The following is a 20309-nucleotide window of genomic DNA, read 5'->3' on the forward strand; positions in this document are numbered from 1 at the left end:
GAAGGAGACTTGAGCCAGCGATTATAAGGTTTCGAGAATTGCTCGAACGGATTGTATCCGGTGTTTATATGTATGGCTGCGGTATACTTCCTCTTGGCCTTGGCGAGCAATTTTGAGCCGGAGATCATCTCGGCTTAGATAAAAACGGACGAGCTCAATCGTTTCGTCGGGATGGCGGCTCCAGACGAGATGAACGTGGTTTTTAAAAAGAGCTTCCAGTGCTGGTGACCAATGGGTTAAGAAAAAAGCTTGACATCCTAATGCTTCAAAAGTGCGCATACTCATCATTGTTGGGGAGGTTATTACTGAATGCAAACCTAGTACAATCTTTGCCGAAGAATACGCGCAAGGCAGCCGGTTGTAGGATAAATAACCTTGGTAAATGTTTGAAGGTAACGTATAGTGGTCAGAATTTGATAGCCAATGTTCGTTGCCGTATACTTTCAGACGAAACGGTTCGTTGAGTAAGGGAGTGAGGATTGTATCGAGACCAGTTTTCCTTTGAGGATAGGATGTATAGTAATTGGCTACCAGCAGTAAGTCGCTTTGAAGATCAAAGGACGGCTCAACGGGTCGATGAAACGATGGATTGCAGGCAAAATGAAAGTAATGCGCTCGAATTTTGTCTCTCTGATATAGGGGTAGACACTCTTTGGCTGGAGTAAGTACGAGACTGGCCCCGCGCGCTAAGGGACGGGACATGCGGTTCCAGTCGGGGGGATCGTCGATTGCCCAATAGACGAGAGGAACTGAATAACGACGTAGAAGCGGAAAGAGTCTCCGAGCTACTGTTGAAATTGAAACTCCTTCAGCAAAAGCGAAATCTGGTCTTTGTTTTCTTAATAAGCGGTCCAAACGATTTTCCCAATCGGCCGAATGGACCGGAAGATACTCAAAACTATCAGAAGAAGAAAAACCCGATGCTAAGCCATAGCTCAACAATGATGAATCGTTCAAAAATAATAAGTTCATTAATAATGTCTCCACTCGTCGCCGAATTGTTTCATAACAACCTCTAAGGATTTGATCAGAGTTGCTGAATTAAGATGATAACGTTGAGCAGCCTGCTCAATACTCATATTGAGTAAACTTTTGGCCCCTCAGCCACTTGTTGAGATCCCGAATTTTTTAAATACAAATGCTGTTTGAGGATATTTCGATAAGATTTCCGCAAGGTTGGATTGTAAGTTTAGGTGATCCATTTGTTCCAAAAACCCCCTTTATTTTTCGATTCGGTCTTCTCCTGAAGCTGGCAAATTTGCATACCGAGGTTTTCTAAAGAGGATTCATTTTCCTCCTGTTTGGTTAACATTTTATGCAGGATTTGAGAGAGCCCTTGTGTTTCTTTTTCGAGATTTGACATGGCCTCTTTAAAAGGCTCCAATTCTTCGACAGGGACTTCGGGCGTGGCGGCCGGGGCTTCTTTTAAATCTTCAGAGAAATTGACATCGTTTTTGGAAATAGTAGTTTCTGAGAGGGCATTAAGGATCTGGTCAAATTTGGACATTATAGCTTGTAACGTATGACTCAGATTAGAATTTTCTTGTTCCAAGTGGGTAACAGTTGTGATTAGATGTTCGAGTTGAAGGTTTTCTTGTTGGGGCTGAGATTGAGGCGGATCTTCCTCCTGAGAAGGAGTTGGCGATTCGGGAATATCTTGGATAACCTCTGAAGAAGGATCTGCTTCTTTTGGCGGATCATTAAGATTTAAGGGATTTTCTGAGGTTGAAACAGGGGAAATGGGATAATAAGTTGCTGAGGATACTTCGGGATAGTAGGCTGGAACAGGAGGGGGGGGAACTGAGGGACTTGTTTTAGTTGAGAGCGACTGAAAAGTAGCAAGTTGAGGCGAAGTGGAAAGAACTAAACCCAATTCACGATAATACACCGGAGTACGTCGTTCAACCTGACTTTCTAACCAAAGCGTTTGATGGAAGTTTCGTTTACTTTTATGAACCCATTGCAAGGGCTGATAGAAAGGCGTGTGTGTGGAAACCAATCTCCAACCTGCGCCATCATTAAACAGCAGGATTTCTTCTTCGCTTTGGATTAAAAGCCAGATAACGCCGTTAACTTCCAAAGAGCCGAGATTTTTCCAAGGAGAGGAAAGGGTTCTAATGGGAGCGGGCGATGGGAGCCATTCTCCCGTCAGTTCAAGGGCATTCGTTTGCTGTGCCCAACGAACTTCAAACTGCCCATTAGTAGTTTTAACAGCCCAAAATAGATGATGAACATTGTCTGAGGTCATAAGTGCGGTCATATCTATAACTTCGCCGGAAATCTTCAGGGCTTGAGTCGGTGAGCCCCATATGTGAAATGTTCCATTAAAACGATTTGTAAAGAGGAGGGAATACCTCCCTTGGAAGGTTAAGGTGACTAAATGGAGGTTCCCCTGCCTATCCATGTTTACATGATAGAGGGGCACTCGCGGATGAACAACTTCCCCTAAATGAACACTGTTCCAAGTCGCACCATTCCAGAAATGGTGCTCAATACGCCAGAGATCACGAATAGCCTGGTGGGAACAAGCATAAAAAATATGTATCATTTTACCTTGAGGAAATAGAAAGAGCCGACGATATTTAGTTGTCCGAACATCCAATTTGGAGATCAAGGTTGTCTGTGGACTTGAAGAACGGGGAATCAGCGTATAACAGAGTTCGCCGTTTGTCTTTAAGACAACCAGATGAACAGTTTCAGAGTCTGTCATGATTCCGTGGGCTAAAAGCAATGGTTCTTGAATTCTGAAGTAAGGTTCGGGGGTATCCTTTCCGAAAAGGGCACATCCTTGAGAATCAATATGCAAATAGGTAGATTCGTTTTCATAGGTTAGAAGTAGAGAATTTGGTGTGGTTCGATTTAAGAAAGCCATATGATCACTTCCTTATTATTTTTATCAGGGCTTATCTGATAAATAGTTTAGTAAAAAGAAAAGGCCGCAGTGGACGACCCTTTCTTTTTATAGGGCAAGAAGTCATAAGAAATAGAGTGTCTAGCAATTGTCCTGTTGTGGTGGGAAGAAATCACTGGGGAATGGAGTAAGAGTGGTATCGAAGAAATTAAGACACGGATTCTGAGGAATAACTGGGAATTCTTCACAAGCCGGAGGCTCTGGACAGAAGCCAAAGGCAGGAACAAGAAGTTGAACAACACCGGTTACTTTAGTTATGACAAAGCTGCCGATGGCAATTTGAATAGTTGTTGTTGTAAAGACAGGACTTGTTAAAACTTCAGTTCTTGTTTCAACACGAAGATTAAAGTCAAATTCTGGACGAGTGGGTGGGAAATACATAACAATATCTTTGTTAATATCCGGCAAGTTTCCTGTTACAGTAAACAGGGCGCCTGTTGAATCTCTCAGAGTCAGAGTATAAGGTATCTCAATGGTGAATTGAACCCTGGAGAAATTGGGACGAGATGGAATTGGAGTTATGACGATACTGCCGGGAACAATCACGCCATTTGCAAAAGTCATGCTGATAAAGGTGAACGGAGGTACTCCTGTAGGCAATGTGACTGTGAAAGCAGGGAAACATTCTCTTTGCTGACAGCTGGCATAAACTTTTTCTACAATGATACAGACTGATTCGGTGATCTCTTCGAGTTGGTAAGGGTCGAGTAAATCAATAGGTTCACTCGGTGATAGAGCCGATCCAACTCTGCCAACGGTAACCCCTCTTGGTGGGAAGGACGTGGGAAGAGCAGCTGCAATAGTATTTGTGGTGGTATTAATTATGCTGATAGAACTGTCTCCTTCATTAGCAACCCATACTTGAGTGCCATCACCGGTGACAGCTATGCCAAGCGGATTGATGCCAACAGGTACTGTTGTGGTGACATTGAGTCCAGTGGTTGAGATGACGCTTACACTGTTAGAGGTAAAGTTGGTTACATACATGAAGACTGGGTTGACAGGGTTGACTGCGATTTTTTGAGGATCTGAACCAACAGGAATTGTACTTATCAACGTATTGTTTGAAGTGTTGATGACACTGACATTGTTACTTCCGCTGTTAACAACAAAAAGTTTTGAATTATCTAAGCTGACTGCTAGACCGTCAGGTGAAGTTCCGACTGGAATTGTGGCTATAACGGTATTTGTTACAGGATTAATGACAGAAACTGAATTGCTGCCACTATTGCTGACATAAACGCGGCTGCCATCGCGAGCAATGGCTACGTCCACAGGATTCGAGCCAACGGTAATTGTTGCAACTACTGTATCTGTTGGAATGCTGATGACAGAAACTGTTCCGCTTCCGGAGTTTGTCACGTAGGCTGTTGTACTAGTTGGGTCAATAGCTACGGCAGTAGGAGCAAGCCCCACCGGAATGGTTGCTAAGACACGATTTGTAGAGGTACATAAGATTGAGACGGTGTTACTTCCTTGATTCGGGACTAAAACTTTGATACCATCCGGCGTACGTTTTGGGAAAGCGGGCGCAATTCCTACGGGGATGGTGGCGACAAGCACGTCGCTGTATACGTTATATATGGCGACTGCGTTGTCGAGGGTTACCCAAGCATGGGTTTCAAATAGCATGTGTGTATTCCCCCCCTTTATTGAATCGAGAAAAAGTTAGACTGTGCAGGATTTCCAACGTTTTCAACGTATTGTATTCCATAGTTCTGTAGGGTGTTACACGCTTTCTTGATTTTGGCTAGTCATTATTAGAATTTGCTGAAGCATTCTGCCACTTCGTTGTGTCCAATCGTTTGCGTGAGCATAGGACATTCGTTCAGCTTTGTTTGAATCCTTTTCTGTTAATAGATGACGTAAGCGAAGGGAGAATAAACGGGAATCACTTTCAAGATTGATTTTAGGAACTGGGAGCAATTCGGGCAGAGGTGTGGCTAATACCTGAATTCCCGCAGCGTAATATTCATAGAGTTTAATGGGGTTGCATCCCTTTGTCATTTCTGTTAGCAGAAATGGTATTAATCCAACGTCAAAGTAATGTAGGTAAGTCGGCAGGTCATAATAAGATTTCAACCCTAAATAGTAAACGTTTTTAAAATTTAACGGAAATTTATATTTCTGAAAAAGGGCCCCGATAAATACAAAGTTAAGATCATTATTTTGTTGGATCACGGTTTTAAGCAACTCCCAATCAACCCAAGGAGCTATTGCACCGCTGTAGCCGATAATGGGTTTGCCCATCGGCAGATCCTTGGGGCGGCTAGTGGGAGAGGGGGAAAAATGCACGTAATCTACGCCATTAGGAACCAGATATACCTGAGGATGCCTTGGGTAAAAATAGTTATAGATGCTTTGGCTGCTACAAAAAATAAGATCTGCCTTTTCAAGGATAGTAGGGTAATAGGGCGCCCAACTTGCAAATTCTTCTTTGGGCTCATCAACAGCATCGTAGATAACGAGATCAGGATTATAATTGGAAATAACGTTAATATGAGAGGGAACTGTTAACCAAAGTATACGTGGTCGTAGATGTGAAACCTCAAGGGCTGAAATTCCTTGACAGAGATGCAGACTTGAGGATAAGCTCCTGATTCTAGGATGAGGAAAGTTCCCCAGGTCTTCATATAGAACCGTGTGTCCAGATGAGGAAAATTGTCCAAGAAGTTGTTGAGGTCGTTGAAACATCCAATTCCAAGGTATTGAGGGAGGATAGATGAAGGTTGGCATTGCGTACCTCCTTGGTTTGGGTTATAAAATATTGCTCTTATAGTTAAGGTATGTTAGTTATCCTCAATTGGGAATTAAGAGGAAGTATTTTGTTCTAGTTAACAAAAAAATGGCTGCCGCTCCGAGAACACTAGAGTTCTCAGAGCGGCAGCCGCTGTCTTATATTTTGTTAACCATTTACTTCAATCAACCCTACGTACACATTAATCTCAATACCATCAACGAGAAACTGAACCGCTATGGTTTGAGGAACGGGTAAAGTGGCCTGTCCATTATGACCAATAAGCAGGACCGGAGGAGAAATATCAAGTCCGTCTATGCCCACCTTGCTAAATTGAGTACAAGCATTGGCACACACCATATTCCCCATTTCTGAGATTGCGCTTTGGGCCAGCGAATCAAAGTCTGCCACTGGCATACCCATCATCATTTTGGATGCAAATTCTTTAGCAGAATCTAAGCTCATTCCAATTAAAATAGCACCTTTTAATACTCCGACTAAAGAAATATTTACAAGCACTCCATCGTAATCCAACGTTGACGCGACTAAGGAGAGACCTTTACGCTCCACCGCTTGAAAACCGATTTGGGGAAGGATGTCTATAAATGATAGGATGAGCGGATTAATGAGATTTATATCCATGATGCTGCTCCTTTTTTAAAACCAATTCCTAGAAATACAGGACCAAAGGTTGTTTGAGCATAGGAGGCCTGAATTTTCAAATTGGGACTGGCAATTTCTGAGCTTGAGCTAAAAAACACACTGGGAGGAGATACGCGTAAACTGTAGGATTTGTCCTTTTTGTTGAGCATCGAACAAGCGACGCCTGCAATGATATTGGCGAGTTCCGCGACCATTGCCAATACTTCTTCGTGGTTTTTGCTGGGGCGATGTAAAAGAACTTCAACAATTTGCTCGGCAGCCTCACTTGATAAATCCAAAATCATAGATCCGGAATAGCGTCCAATGATACCGATAACCGTTGTAATTCCTTGGGATACATAATTGTTATCGAAGGTATCCATAGATTCGAAAGATACCGGTGTTTTAGTCATACGTGTAATATTTTGCGAGAGCGCTTCGTTAAAAATTCCGGGAGCCGATTCAATAAGTTCCTCAAATAGAGTGTCCGGTGACAGTATGTTCTTAATGATATTTGAGAGATATTCGCCATCGACGGGTTTTTGGACATATCCGGCAATGCCTGTTCGTCTAGCCTCAGCCTCCGTTTCTTCATCTTTCATTGAACTTACAAGTATTATTTTAGCTGAGGGATCATTCATTAGAAGTGCTCTGCTGCATTCGAATCCGTCAGTCCCGGGCATGACAATGTCCATGGTAACAATGTCAGGTTGGCAATTGTTATAGGTTTCGATTAAGGAATCGAATGAATCTGCTTCTCCTACAACTTCACACCCTCCAAGTTGCAAAGTTTCGGCAAGAAGCGTTCGAGAAAAAAAAGAATCATCGACAATCATTACTTTAGCTGCACTCATACACACGTTCCTCTCAATGTACTTATTATAATAGTTTTTACAAATTAATTACGTTATCTTTTAGCTATTTATTGCATTATTATAACATAAATCTAAAGTTTAATCAGAAAGAAGTTTGTTTTTTTCAAATACTTGAATTAATTTTGAAAAAAACAAACCAATATATAGGAGAAAACATCTAAAACTAGAAAAAATATTACAATAAGGTTAAGCGTAATTTTTTTTCTAGTAGAATAAACGCTTGTAACTCAACTAAATAATAGTCTTAATATAAAATCTGCTTCGGCACCACCTTAGGCTTGTCGCATAGGATGGAGTGTGGAGGTAATTTTATGGATGTGTTATCCTTGACAAACGAATTCGAAGATGAAAGTTTTGGTGGAGCCGGTACTGCAGTCACCGGCATGGTTCATATGCTTGATCGTTCAGGTGTGCGTCAAACTGTCATAGTACCACGTAGCGATTTTACCGAACCTAGGTGGGATTTACGGGGATTACAGATCAAAGTTTTAGGATTGCCTCGTAACGCCTATTATTGTGGCAATTTAGGTATGATTAAAGCGGAGACGGTAGGTCAGGAATTTCCCGAGCTTAATCGGGAATGGGATTTAATTCATTGCCATGCCATTAATTTTACTTCTCTGGCCTATACACTTTCTGGTGGAAAAATTCCTATTCTCTATTCAGTTTATTCTTTTTTGCGTCAGGAGTTGGGAGATAGAGCGGAGCCTGAGCTGCAAGCACAATTTAAAGTTCAAGAGGATCTATTGATGCGCTGTCGACGCATTCATCTAATAAGCCAGAGCGAAAAGAGCTATTTGCAAGAAAAATTTCCTCAATACCTTATAAAAACGGAAGTTATGCCCCTGGGTATTTCCTGGCCATCTGAACGTTGGGAGCCGAAGGCTGCTAATGAGTTTCTTTATGTCGGCAGATTGTTGGATTATAAAGGAATTGAGGATTTAATTCTGGCTGTGTATCTTTTAAGGAAGAGTGGACGGCAGGTCCGACTAAATATTATTGGAAAGGCGCCAGACTACTCTTATGAAGTTTATTTAAAACGGATTGTCGAGTCGAGGAAGCTTGGGGCTTGGGTTAAGTTCCTAGGTTGGCTGCCAAGTTCAGAAGTATGGCACTGGATGGGGCGGGCGGCAGGCTTGGTGGTGCCCAGTCGGCGTGAAGCTTATGGTCTCGTCGCTTTGGAGGGTATGGCAATCGGAGTCCCAGTGATTGCTTCTCGAGCCGGAGGGCTTGCAGAATTAACCTCTGATATGTCTGCTTTAACCTTCGAACCGGGGAATATTAAGCAGTTGGCTGATGCTTTGCGCAAAGCTGTTGACAACCCGGCGTTCTTGCGATCTCTTGCAATTAGGGGGCAGGAGAAGGCTTCAGGATTAGATTGGGGGCAGATGGCTCCGAGGTATTTGATGCTCATGGAACAAGCGAAACGGTAGAGGTTAAGATGAGTGTCACACCCTAGGTTTTATGCAGACCAAGGTGTGTCAAAGGGACCGTCCCTTTGACACACCTTTTCAACTTTAAAGTTGTTTTAACACAGATATCAATTGATCAGCAGTACGCTGCCAAGTCCAACTTTTTGCGAAAGTTTGACCGGCATCGGCAAAACGCTGCCGCTCGTTGTCATTAGTTAATAGATGATACATAGCTTCGGTTAGGGCCATAACATCGCTCGGCTGAATGACAATGCAATTTTCTCCATTTCTCGTGTAATCACGATTCCCGCCACAATCGGTAGTTATAACTGCCGTCCCGCACGCCATTGCTTCAAGGGGCGGTAGGCCAAATGATTCGTAATATGAGGCATAAACAAAAAGGTCTGCTCGAGCATAGAGTAGGGCCATCTCTTGGTCACTTTTGGCTTTCATGATCGTATAAGGAAATGTTGTTTCGAATGTTTGCTCTTCTGGATTAACAACAAGAAGAGTAAAATTCGGGAAACGTTCCTTCAGATATTTGCAGGCTTCCAGAAAGTCGCTATTTCCTTTCCAGGAATAGCCTGGACCACGCAAAATGTAGAAAATAGTTTTTTGACCGGTTCGCGCGGAAAGCTTAGGGGAGGGATGGAAAAAAGCCGAATCGACGCCACCAGAGATTACTGAACTGTCGCGGCCTACTTCCGAAAGAATCAGTTGGCGCTGCCACTGAGAAATGGTGACAATTGGCGCATCGATAGAATAGGTGGCTTTGGACAATTCAGGATTAGCTACGCACAATGGCTCGTAGACGAGACTAAGGCGAACAACTTTCCCTTTTTTCGATTGCCACGCTGGAAAAACGGTTGAATAGAAATTGGGCAGGATAAAATCGCATGAGGGAAACGCCTTAGGAGATAATTCTTTTACCCGAGTTATTTTAGCACGCACTGGCCATTCTACGATACCCTGTTGAGGCATGACAAATTCCACATTTTGACCACGATCTATCAGAGCATTTGCTACCTGATAGAGAAAACGGGCTCCGCCGCCTTTTTCTAAACTCACTGCCGGAATCACAATTTTCATGGGTTAACCTCCGAGGTGGTTTTATTGCTAGTGTATGTAGCAGCCTTCTCCAATGTGGCAACTTGTGTCAGATAAACATACATTGACATACGATATATCAGTTATCGGGAAGGAGGAATGAAAAAGCGTGATGTGGGAGGGAAAAAAAGTCTTGATCACGGGGGCTGGTGGTTTTATCGGCAGCCATTTGACAGAAGCCTTAGTCAAAGCGGGGGCAAGTGTTCGGGTTTTTATCCGTTATAATTCCAGAAATGGCCGCGGAAATTTGGAAGATTTAGAGCAGCGGGAACTTGAAGAGATTGAGATCATCGCAGGGGATTTGCGAGATGCAGATGTAATAGAACGATCAGTAAAGGGATGCAATGCTGTTTTTCACCTTGGTGCTTTGGTCGGGATCCCTTATTCCTATAAAAATCCCCGGGAGGTTATTGAGACGAATATCTTGGGGACGTTTAACATTCTGACGGCTGCACGCGATCATGGAGTTGAACGAATTGTCCATACGTCCACCAGTGAAGTATACGGGTCTGCACGTTATGTCCCAATCGATGAGGCTCATCCTCTTCAGGGTCAGTCCCCATATTCGGCGAGTAAAATCGGGGCGGATAAGTTAGCAGAAAGTTTCTATGCTTCTTATAACCTACCCGTTGTTACGGTAAGGCCGTTTAATTGTTATGGACCGAGGCAGTCAGCCCGTGCTGTCATTCCGACGTTAATTACTCAGGCACTTGCCAGTGAAGAAATTCTTCTTGGTAATACCGAGGCCATACGTGATTTCACCTTTGTTTCAGATACAGTGGAGGGTTTTATAAAAGCAGCACAAAAACAAGCGGCGGTTGGAAAAGTGATTAACGTGGGTTCAGGACAGGAAATTTCGATTGGGCAATTAGCGCAAGTAATTATTGCAACCCTAGGCAGTTCGGGGAAAATCGTCCTTGATGAGTCCAGAGTTCGACCCAGTCGGAGTGAGGTGAATCGTCTTTTAGCCGATAACCGGTTGGCGAAAGAAACTCTGGAGTGGGAACCACAGGTTTCCCTTGAAGAAGGAATAAAAAAGACGATGGCGTGGATTTCTGCTCATTTGAATCGTTTTCAGATAGGAAAATATCAAATATGAACAACTATATAAGGTTCCTATGAAAAGTGAAGAAGGGAAATGCAATGCAAACTATTATTTTAGCGGGCGGCCGGGGAGTACGCCTAGACCCGTATTCGCGGGTTTTACCCAAGCCCCTTTTTCCGATTGGAGACAAACCGATAGCGGAAATTCTTGTGCATCAACTCCAACGTGCCGGGGTTGATGAAATTATCATGTGTTTGGGATATTTGGCGGATTTTATAAAGCTTTATTTTCAGAACGGCAGTTTTTGGGGGGTGACAATTCGATATTCCGTGGAGAAGGAACCTTTGGGGACGGCTGGCCCGTTACGGTTGGTCGAGGATTTAGAGGATCATTTTCTGGTGGTCAATGGTGATGAATTAACCACTTTAGATTTTAAGGCTTTATATGAGCATCATCTTCGGAGCCGAGCGGATATGACGGTTGCGGTTCACAACAAAGCTGTTAGTTCATCCTTTGGAGTCTTAGAGATAGAAGATGGTAACATCACAGGCTATAGGGAAAAACCCTCGCTTAATTACTGGGCGAGTATGGGCATTTATGTGATTAACAAGCAGATATTGTCGTATATACCAGAGGACGAACGGTTTGATATGCCTGATCTGGTTCAGCGGCTGTTGAGGGAAAAAGCTCGGGTGGTAGGTTACGAGAGTCAAGACCTTTGGTTTGACATTGGTACGATGACTGATTTCGAAAAGGCTAAAGAGGAATTTAAAACAATTTTAGATGCCGAAAAGTCTATATAAGAGGGCAGTCGTAAGTGGCAAGGATTCTAGTCATTGGGAGTGGAGGGAAACTATGATGACGATGCCAAAAGTCAGTGTAATTATACCAACTTATAATTATGCACAATATGTTGGCATTGCTGTAAAGAGTGTTCTCGATCAAAATTATCCAAACATGGAGATTTTCGTGGTAGATGATGGCTCGACGGATCAAACGCAAGAAATTCTTATGCCTTTTATACCCTGGATTCATTATTACTATAAGGATAATGGCGGAACAGCCAGTGCCTTGAACCTTGGTCTTGCCGTTGCATCGGGAAAATATGTGTGTTGGTTGAGCTCTGATGATATTTTTTTAGCGGATAAGGTTGCCAAACAGGTTTGTTTGATGGAGAAAGAGCCTGAACTGGGATTTAGTTATACCAGCTTTGTCATGATCGATGGGGCAGGATCTAAGCAGTATGAAGTGCACTCGCCGTTTTATTCGGACCAGAGAGTAATGGTACAAAAACTGATGGAGGGCTGCTTTATCAACGGATCTTCAGTGATGATGCGCAAATCAGCCTTAGATCAGGTTGGGTATTTCGATGAAAGTATGGCTACTGTTCATGACTACGAGCTATGGTTTCGCATGCTTAGAAGTTATCCGTGCGGCTTTCTTGATGAACTGCTTTTAGGCTATCGTTGGCACGGTCGGAATGGGAGCCTTTATGTACCGGCAAATTATACAGAGCCTGCTTTGAAAAAAGCGCGTGAATTCTTCCCGGACTTATAGGAAGCGGTTGAGAAAAGGAGTGGACACTAGCATGTACAAGGTATTGATCTTGGGTGGGTCAGGGATGCTGGGGCATACCCTTTTCCGCCATCTTGCAGGGGAACGCAATTTAGATGTTTTTACCACAGTTCGTTCTTCGAAGGTTTTGTCTGATTGGCGGCCAAGGGATCAGATGAAGAAAGTACGTCAAGGCATCGATATCCATCAGATGGAAAGGCTCGTTGAGGTTTTCGGCGAAGTGAAACCAGACATTGTTATCAATTGCATTGGTATTATCAAGCAAATTCCCGAGGCAGAAGATCCTATCGAGACAATAACCATTAATGCACTGCTGCCTCACCGCATTGCGTCGCTTTGCAGTAAAGCGGGTGCCCGAATGATCCATATTAGCACGGATTGTGTCTTTGATGGAGAAAAAGGAAACTATGCCGAAAGTGATGTTTCTAATGCCAGAGATCTCTATGGAAGAGCCAAATACCTTGGAGAAGTCGCTTATCCACATTGTATTACCCTGCGAACTTCCATTATTGGACATGAACTGAAAGGAAACTATGGTTTGCTCGAATGGTTTCTAAGCCAGAAGGATGGAGTGCGTGGCTTTAGAAACGTCATTTATTCCGGTTTCCCGACGATTGAATTATCTCGAATCATTGCGGATTATGTGATCCCCAATTCGGAAATGTCGGGGCTTTATCATGTGTCCTCGAATCCAATTTCCAAGTATGAATTGCTTAAACTGATCAATGCTCAATATGGTAAAAATATAAACATCGAGCCAGAGGATGGTGTCCGGTCGGATCGATCTTTAAACTCTTCGGTTTTTCGTTCTCTAACGGGCTACTCCCCACCAACTTGGGAGGAGCTCATTAATGAAATGTATCAAGATTATTTACAAGGACCTTATCATAACGGTTAGACCAAGGGGGAAGAATTATGGAACTTTTTGATAGCAAAGTTATTGTTATTACCGGGGGCACAGGTTCACTGGGAAAGGTTTTAACCAGGAGACTCCTCCAGAAAGAACTCGGTTCCCCTAAGAAAATCATTATTTTTTCGCGTGATGAAGCCAAACAGCATGCGATGCGTGTCGAATACCAGAATCAGCGCAATGTGACCGATGAGGTCATTTATGATAATTTCACACGTTTAATCGAATTTAGAATCGGAGATATTCGTGATTATCATTCAGTTAGTTCTGTTTTGAGAAATGCGGACATTGTGATCAATGCAGCAGCTTTAAAACAAGTACCTTCTTGTGAGTATTTTCCTTTTGAAGCAGTTCAAACGAATGTCCTGGGAGCTGAAAATATTGTCCGGGCTATTGCTGAAAATGATCTGAACGTAGAAACAGTTGTTGGAGTATCGACGGATAAGGCGTGTAAGCCGGTGAACGCCATGGGAATCTCCAAAGCTATGCAAGAGCGAATCTTTATCGCGGCCAATGTGACGCTCCCCAAGACTAGGTTTATCTGTGTGCGTTATGGTAATGTACTTGCTTCCAGAGGTTCGGTTATTCCGTTATTTCAGGAACAAATCAAGCACGGAGGGCCAATCACAATAACAACCAAGGAAATGACAAGGTTTTTATTGCCTTTACAGAGCGCGGTAGATACTATCTTTGCAGTTCTCCAAGGAGCTAAGGCTGGAGAAATATTTATTCCCAAAATTCCAGCGGCTCGCATAGAAGATATCGCTAAGGCCCTGATTGGGGATCGGAAGGTTGCGATCTCGTATACGGGAATCCGTCCCGGTGAAAAGGTCCATGAAATCCTGATTTCAGAAGAAGAGGCCTGGAGAGCTTATGACCGCGGAGGCTATTACGCGATTAAGCCAATGCTTCCTGAATTAACGGCAGCAGAACCGGGCTTACTGGCGTTGTCAAAAGAATATAGCTCGGGAGATTTCCTTATGACTGATGAAGAAACGGAAGCGCTCCTGCGGAAGCACCATTTAATGATGGGACTGGATAATCGGGAAGAAGGGGAGCTCTTGCGATGAACTATCGGATCGTAGGAATCTGCCAAATTTATAATGAACTCATTAAAGGTAACTTAGAGAGGTTTGTGCATCATATCAAACCTCTTGTGGATAGTTTGGTTGTCTATGATGATGGAAGCACGGATGGCAGTTACGAATATATGTTGAAACAAACACCTTATGTCCTTCGTTCAACAAAAAATAATTTTGCCAACGAGCGTAGTCATAAAAAACTCTTGCTCCAAGAGGCCTTAAAATTAAAACCGGATTTTATCCTTTGGCTGGATGCAGATGAAGTACTAACCGCAAATGCAGAAGAATCTCTGCAAGAATTGTGCAGATATTGTGAGGAACAGGAATATGATGCCATGAGTTTTCATGAAATCAATTTATGGCGAAGTCATTCCTGGCAAAGGATCGATAGTTTATTTGGCTCGGGCTGGTTTTGTCGTTTATGGCGCGTGGTTCCTGGTATAAGTTTTACCGAAACTAAGCCGGGACTTCATCAGCCGCCTTATCCTTCTACAATTCGAAAGATGACTTGGACAGATAAAATTCAAGTGCTGCATTATGGTTTCTCTTCAAAACAAAGGCTGGCTCATAAATACCTCGTTTATAGATCGCATGGACAACGAGGATATGAAATGCTCGATCGTTTGATCAGTGAAGAACAGTTAGTCGTGCAAAAAGTTCCTCAGCAGCTCTTTCCGGAAGATTTGTGGATTGATGATGAACAACCAAAACCTTTAACGTTTGCGGAGTCTTTAACCTATGTCGAACAATATCGTGATGAAGTGTTTAAACCAAAATTCAGCATTATCTGTTTGATTTACAAAAGCGTTGAATGGTTGAAGTTCGTTTATGAGCAGGTCTTTAAATATACGGATATGACCGACAAAGAGTTCTTCTTTGTTGCCAATGATGCTGATTCTGTGGTTCTCGAATATTTGCGTGATAACTATGTGCCGCACTATGTTCACACGAATACTCCTGAGCAGCAAGAGGAATGGTATATCAACAATGTTTATCGTGCTTACAATTTTGCGGTTAACAAGGCACGGGGAGATTTTGTCGTTTTGATCAATTCGGATATGGCCTTTACGCCGAGCTGGTTTGATAATCTATGGCAGGCCTATAACGGAGAGAACTGTGTCACCGCTCGATTAGTGGAGTCTGGGAGGCTGCGCAGCGGTCAGTTTGGGGTGGAAAAGGACTTTGGCAAGGATTATCTGTCCTATCAAGAAACAGAATTTGAGCAGTATGCTCGCGATTTAGCGGAGCCTAAATTGCTGGATGGCGGTTTATTTATGCCTCTCTTGATACGGAAGGAACATTTTAAGAGAGTAGGCGGTTATCCGGAAGGAAATATCGTTCCAGGAAGTGATTTTACTCATCCGATCATAACGCGGCCGGGTGAACCGTGTATATCCGGGGATAATGTCTTAATGTCGAAACTTAGCGCCGAAGGGATTCAACATCAAACCGCATTTGACAGTATCGTCTATCATTTTCAGTGCGGGGAATTAAATAGCCCGCGAACAGCAGAAAGGGTAGAAGAAAAAATCAAAGTTGCGGTATGTAATGACCTGATTACAGGGTCCATGGGGGAAAAGGTCTTATGGAATTTTCTCCTGGAAGCCTTACCATCCTCCGCAGGTGTTGATATGTATCTCGCAGGCACCGAAGGCGATTATGCGGCAAATGCCCGGAATTATATTCAGATGCATCACCCAGAGGTTGAAGTCGTTATTCAGAATGCGACGTTTATAAACACCGTTGATCCATCCCGTTATACGATTGCCTTTTTACAGGACAATCTGAGGTCTATGGGCTGGGCTAGTGCGCAGCAAGAGGAAAATTTACGCCGAGCCTCCATACTTGTTACTAATTCATTGCAAACTGCACTGTCCTATCCAGAGCATGATTTTGAGATCATTCCCGTAGGTGTTGATTTAGAACTCTTTAAGCCTCTGGATAAAGTGGAGGTTCGCAAGGAATTGGGGTTTGATACAGGAAGAATTGGTATTTTTGTCGGCGATTTTTCTGAGGTAAAGGGTTGGAGCAAAGTGCGGAGCTGTATAGAACAACATCCCGAGATCACTTGGATTTTGGTCTCTAAAGCCCAGGAAACCTTCGCTGCTCCCAATGTTCGAGTGTTTAACCGAATAGCCCAAACCCTAATCACCAAGCTCTTGAACTGCGCTGATTTCTTTATGATCGGTTCGCCCGTTGAGACTCAGTGCTTGGCAGCGGTTGAAGCATGTCTATGTGATATTCCGGTGGTTATGCGGCAGGTGGGAATTTTTAAAGACCTCAGTGAAGAAGAACGTTCACGATGTGGGATTTTCGGAGAGGATTTTGAAGCCGCCCTTCAAGAATTACCAAACCGTGTTTTTTCGCCTCGGCAGGTGATGATTGAGAAGAAATTGTCGACCCAAGATTCCATGGAAAAATGGTACCGTCTCTTAACAACTGTTTCGCAAAAACTAATGGCAAAAAAAAACACTAAACGCAGCGCCGGACAGAAAAAAAAGCCTAAAATTTCTATCATTATAACAACATTTCAAAGAGTGAACTTGTTAAAATGGGGGCTTTTTTCTCTATCCCAACAGACAATACCCTTTGAGTTCGAGACCATTGTGGTTAATGATGGCCTACAAGACGAAACCGAAGAAGTCTGCAATGAATTCAAAGAAAAACTCAATTTGAAGTATATCTTTTCCGGGCAGAGAAATCTAAACTCAGAGCCTGTTTGGCGGATTCCTGGCTTTGCTATTAATATTGGAGTGAAACAATCGTCCGGAGATATTTTAGTTCTCTGCTGCGCTGAAATGTTTCATATCAACCAAACGATTGCGGCTCTAATTACCCCGATCCTCGATCAGCCCAAACTATTGGGTATTCCAATTGGAAAAGATGATCGAGATGGGAGGTTTCTCGAGCAGATTAAGGATAAGAATGGCTCGTTTGAATTGGATGCCTTAAATAACTGCATCGTATTAGATACAAGAATGCCTTTTTTAATGGCAATGCACCGCGATCAATTTTATGAGATCGGGGGCTATGATGAAGATTTTGTGGGAATTGCCTATGATGACAATGATTTTATCCACCGCTTATTAGGGAATGGCTGCAGTTACTGTATGACGACGGCGATTACGGTGCACTTGTATCATCCCAGGGCTCAAGATTATTACCAGGACCCTCCTGAGTGGGAATATAACAAAAAATTATTCTATTCCAGGATGGGCAAAATTGTACGAAATGAAGGAAGAGAATGGGGAGCTTTATAGCATTTTTCGCTTAAACTTTAATATGGGAACAACTTTAGACGTTCGTCCATATTTATTATTAAAAAGTAAGGATTAATTTCGAATTCAATTAATCCTTACTTTTTTTATTTAGATAAAGACTATCTTTTTTAAAGCAAACCCCAAGACATCTAAATAGCAAATGCCAAGATACAGATAAAGAAAGATTTCTGGTCTCCCTGATAAATGGAATAATTAGGTAACCAAAAGAGGACAGGGATAATACAATGTATAGACCCATAATTAGGAGGTGAGTGAATGCCATATTTAACAACAGGTTTATTTGATAACACTGCGGTTGCGGGTGTTAGACCGAGTTCAACGCTCGCTGTAAAGATCGCTAATGATGATACCTCAACCGTGGTGATTCAAATCGAGGGCTTTTATCAGACCGGAGCAACCAAAGTGAAATACGTGGAAGAGTTTTTTACACTTGCAGCGGGTGAAGTAGCTTTGAGAAACTACTTTGTCCAATTTGATGCTTTCGAGTTTCAATTCTTTGTTAATTCAGAGGCTGTGCAAGTATCCGTTTGGGGGAAAGACTCAACCGGAAATCTTACCGCAGCGCATCGGGCAGTGGCCCGAGAAGTCAATCCCTTTTAATTAAAAATAATTTAAGGAGACGATTTGATGATTATTTTAACGACTGGGTTGATTGACAATCCTGCGGTCTCTGGGGTAAGACCAACGTCAACGCTAACCGTCAGGATAACAAATGATGACACCGTTTCAGCTTCCGTTGAAATTATAGGATTCTATTTGACTGGAGTCACTAAGACAGAGTACGTTTTGGAGCTTTTTGCCTTAAATCCGGGTGAGGTAGCTACAAGAAATTACTATGCTCAGTTTGATGCTTTTGAGTTCCAGTTTATAACTAGCTCAGATGCTGTGGAGATCACAGCCTGGGGAAAAAATGCTGCCGGTGATTTGACAACAGCCCATCGCATGGTAGCCGAAGAACTGAATGTGATTGGCTCAGAAGGAATAACAGGGGCAACTGGACCGACAGGACCCCAAGGTATCCAGGGAACGCAGGGTATTCAAGGAACGCAGGGTATTCAGGGAACGCAGGGTATTCAAGGAACGCAGGGTATTCAGGGAACTCAGGGTATCCAGGGAACGCAGGGTATCCAGGGAACGCAGGGTATCCAGGGAACGCAGGGTATCCAGGGCACGCAGGGTATCCAGGGCACGCAGGGTATTCAAGGAACGCAGGGTATCCAGGGCACGCAGGGTATTCAAGGAACTCAGGGTATCCAGGGAACGCAGGGTATTCAAGGAACGCAGGGTATCCAGGGAACGCAAGGTATCCAGGGCACTGCAGGAACAGGCGGTTTGCCTGCCTTTGGATATGTCTATGAACTTGCTACACTAGCTGATGCAACTGTCGTTGGCGGCGCCGATGTACCTTTCAGTAACAACGGTCCTCTTTCAAATATAACGCACACTGCAAGTGCGACCACTGTGGTTGTCGCTAATACCGGTAATTATCAAATCGATTATAGTGTGTCAATAACTGCAGGCGTCGGTTCGTCAATTGCTATCACAGTGAACGGTACAGTAGATGCCTCAACGCCTATTTCAGCGCTGATTGCCACTGGTCAAGTTTCAGGTCAGGCTATTTTGTTACTAAATGCCGGGGATGTTTTAACACTAAGAAATAATTCAGCTACTCCCTTAACTATGGAATTAGCACCAAGTGTAGGGGCACAAATGACAGTCGCTGAATATAACTAATAAACATTTATGGGGTTAGATGATATCTGGCAGTAACAGAAACTGGACATGAAACGTAAAATTATAGTAACGATAGATTACGACGGTGTCCGTAAATGTGGTGCACTAAATAAGAGAATTTTTGAAAATCGGAGGGCAAAAAATTTGCCGAGGTATCGCTATTTGATTCTCGCTAGCCAAGATATCAATATAAGCATCCATTTTTAAAAAGTATACTTCAAAATAATCCTAATAATTATAGGAAAGGAGATGGGGTAATTGCCTTCTTTAACTACTGGGTTGATTGACAATCCGGCGGTCGGCGGGGTCAGACCGACTTCGACGCTTACTGTGAGAATAACAAATGACGATTCAGTAACTGCTTCCATCCAAATACAGGGTTATTATTTAACCGGAGCTACAAAAACACAGTACGTTTTGGAATTTTTTACTCTGGTACCCGGTGGAGTAGCAACTAGAAACTATTTTGCTAATTTTGATGCTTTTGAGTTCCAATTTATAACGAGTTCTGATGCCGTTGAGGTTACGGCCTGGGGAAAAAATGCCGCAGGTAATTTGACAACAGCCCATCGGATGGTGGCTGAAGAGATAAATGTTATTGGGGCTCAAGGGATAATAGGAACTACGGGAGCAACGGGAGCAACAGGAGCAACAGGTATCCAAGGAACACAAGGTATCCAAGGAACACAAGGTATCCAAGGAACACAAGGTATCCAAGGAACTCAGGGTATCCAAGGAACTCAGGGCATTCAAGGAACGCAAGGCATTCAAGGAACGCAAGGCATTCAAGGAACACAAGGTATCCAAGGAACACAAGGTATCCAAGGAACTCAGGGTATCCAAGGAACACAAGGTATTCAAGGAACACAAGGTATCCAAGGAACGCAGGGCATCCAAGGAACGCAGGGTATCCAAGGAACACAAGGCATCCAAGGAACGCAGGGCATCCAAGGAACGCAGGGCATCCAAGGAACACAGGGCATCCAAGGAACGCAGGG

Annotated in this window: 16 protein-coding genes and 1 pseudogene; 10 read left to right on the forward strand and 7 right to left on the reverse strand. The window is 43.2% G+C overall.

The window, feature by feature from the left end:
• Window positions 1–21: 21 nt before the first annotated feature.
• From DEAC_RS03890 to DEAC_RS03915, 6 genes are all read right to left on the reverse strand, one after another.
• Window positions 22–972 carry a CgeB family protein gene (locus DEAC_RS03890; protein WP_047808710.1) on the reverse strand — a complete coding sequence of 317 codons (951 nt, stop codon included), beginning with the start codon at window positions 970–972 and terminating at the stop codon, window positions 22–24.
• A 217-nt stretch (window positions 973–1189) separates the two neighbouring features.
• Window positions 1190–2872 (reverse strand): hypothetical protein, encoded by a 1683-nt coding sequence (locus DEAC_RS03895; RefSeq protein WP_047808711.1) that lies wholly within the window; start codon window positions 2870–2872, stop codon window positions 1190–1192.
• Between the two features lie 120 nt (window positions 2873–2992).
• Window positions 2993–4543, reverse strand: a complete 1551-nt coding sequence (locus tag DEAC_RS03900; RefSeq protein WP_047808712.1) for a YncE family protein — start codon at window positions 4541–4543, stop codon at window positions 2993–2995.
• A 96-nt stretch (window positions 4544–4639) separates the two neighbouring features.
• Complete coding sequence (locus DEAC_RS03905) at window positions 4640–5647, reverse strand: glycosyltransferase family protein (RefSeq protein ID WP_047808713.1); 1008 nt, start codon at window positions 5645–5647, stop codon at window positions 4640–4642.
• A 169-nt stretch (window positions 5648–5816) separates the two neighbouring features.
• Window positions 5817–6290 carry a chemotaxis protein CheX gene (locus tag DEAC_RS03910; RefSeq protein ID WP_047808714.1) on the reverse strand — a complete coding sequence of 158 codons (474 nt, stop codon included), beginning with the start codon at window positions 6288–6290 and terminating at the stop codon, window positions 5817–5819.
• On the reverse strand, window positions 6281–7144 hold the full coding sequence (locus tag DEAC_RS03915) for a response regulator (protein WP_047808715.1): 864 nt from the start codon (window positions 7142–7144) through the stop codon (window positions 6281–6283). Before DEAC_RS03915 ends, DEAC_RS03910 begins: the two co-directional genes overlap by 10 nt.
• A gap of 332 nt (window positions 7145–7476) precedes the next feature.
• On the opposite strand from DEAC_RS03915, the gene DEAC_RS03920 reads away from it, so the two are divergent.
• Window positions 7477–8598 carry a glycosyltransferase family 4 protein gene (locus DEAC_RS03920; RefSeq protein WP_083995872.1) on the forward strand — a complete coding sequence of 374 codons (1122 nt, stop codon included), beginning with the start codon at window positions 7477–7479 and terminating at the stop codon, window positions 8596–8598.
• An 84-nt stretch (window positions 8599–8682) separates the two neighbouring features.
• Here the strand turns inward: DEAC_RS03920 and DEAC_RS03925 are convergent, their stop codons facing one another.
• Window positions 8683–9666, reverse strand: coding sequence for a glycosyltransferase family 4 protein (locus tag DEAC_RS03925; RefSeq protein WP_047808716.1), 984 nt, complete (start codon window positions 9664–9666; stop codon window positions 8683–8685).
• A 130-nt stretch (window positions 9667–9796) separates the two neighbouring features.
• On the opposite strand from DEAC_RS03925, the gene DEAC_RS03930 reads away from it, so the two are divergent.
• The 9 genes and pseudogenes from DEAC_RS03930 to DEAC_RS03970 all read left to right on the forward strand — a co-directional run.
• Entirely contained in the window at window positions 9797–10783 is a 987-nt protein-coding gene (locus DEAC_RS03930) for an SDR family NAD(P)-dependent oxidoreductase (protein ID WP_047808717.1), read from the forward strand.
• A 44-nt stretch (window positions 10784–10827) separates the two neighbouring features.
• On the forward strand, window positions 10828–11532 hold the full coding sequence (locus DEAC_RS03935; protein ID WP_047808718.1) for a sugar phosphate nucleotidyltransferase: 705 nt from the start codon (window positions 10828–10830) through the stop codon (window positions 11530–11532).
• Between the two features lie 52 nt (window positions 11533–11584).
• On the forward strand, window positions 11585–12286 hold the full coding sequence (locus DEAC_RS03940; protein ID WP_242847064.1) for a glycosyltransferase: 702 nt from the start codon (window positions 11585–11587) through the stop codon (window positions 12284–12286).
• Between the two features lie 31 nt (window positions 12287–12317).
• A complete protein-coding gene (locus DEAC_RS03945) occupies window positions 12318–13202 on the forward strand; it encodes a dTDP-4-dehydrorhamnose reductase family protein (RefSeq protein WP_083995874.1) in 885 nt (294 codons plus the stop codon).
• Between the two features lie 17 nt (window positions 13203–13219).
• Complete coding sequence (locus DEAC_RS03950; RefSeq protein ID WP_047808719.1) at window positions 13220–14284, forward strand: polysaccharide biosynthesis protein; 1065 nt, start codon at window positions 13220–13222, stop codon at window positions 14282–14284.
• Window positions 14281–17556: a glycosyltransferase gene (locus tag DEAC_RS03955; RefSeq protein WP_047808720.1), complete on the forward strand. Its 3276-nt coding sequence runs from the start codon at window positions 14281–14283 to the stop codon at window positions 17554–17556. Before DEAC_RS03950 ends, DEAC_RS03955 begins: the two co-directional genes overlap by 4 nt.
• A 276-nt stretch (window positions 17557–17832) precedes the next feature.
• Window positions 17833–18177: a hypothetical protein gene (locus tag DEAC_RS03960; RefSeq protein ID WP_047808721.1), complete on the forward strand. Its 345-nt coding sequence runs from the start codon at window positions 17833–17835 to the stop codon at window positions 18175–18177.
• A 27-nt stretch (window positions 18178–18204) separates the two neighbouring features.
• Window positions 18205–19311, forward strand: coding sequence for a BclA C-terminal domain-containing protein (locus tag DEAC_RS24110; protein ID WP_047808722.1), 1107 nt, complete (start codon window positions 18205–18207; stop codon window positions 19309–19311).
• A 258-nt stretch (window positions 19312–19569) separates the two neighbouring features.
• A pseudogene (locus tag DEAC_RS03970) lies at window positions 19570–20309 on the forward strand (exosporium glycoprotein BclB-related protein); the annotation flags it as partial.

The sequence above is a fragment of the Desulfosporosinus acididurans genome, assembly GCF_001029285.1.
Lineage (GTDB): Bacteria > Bacillota > Desulfitobacteriia > Desulfitobacteriales > Desulfitobacteriaceae > Desulfosporosinus > Desulfosporosinus acididurans.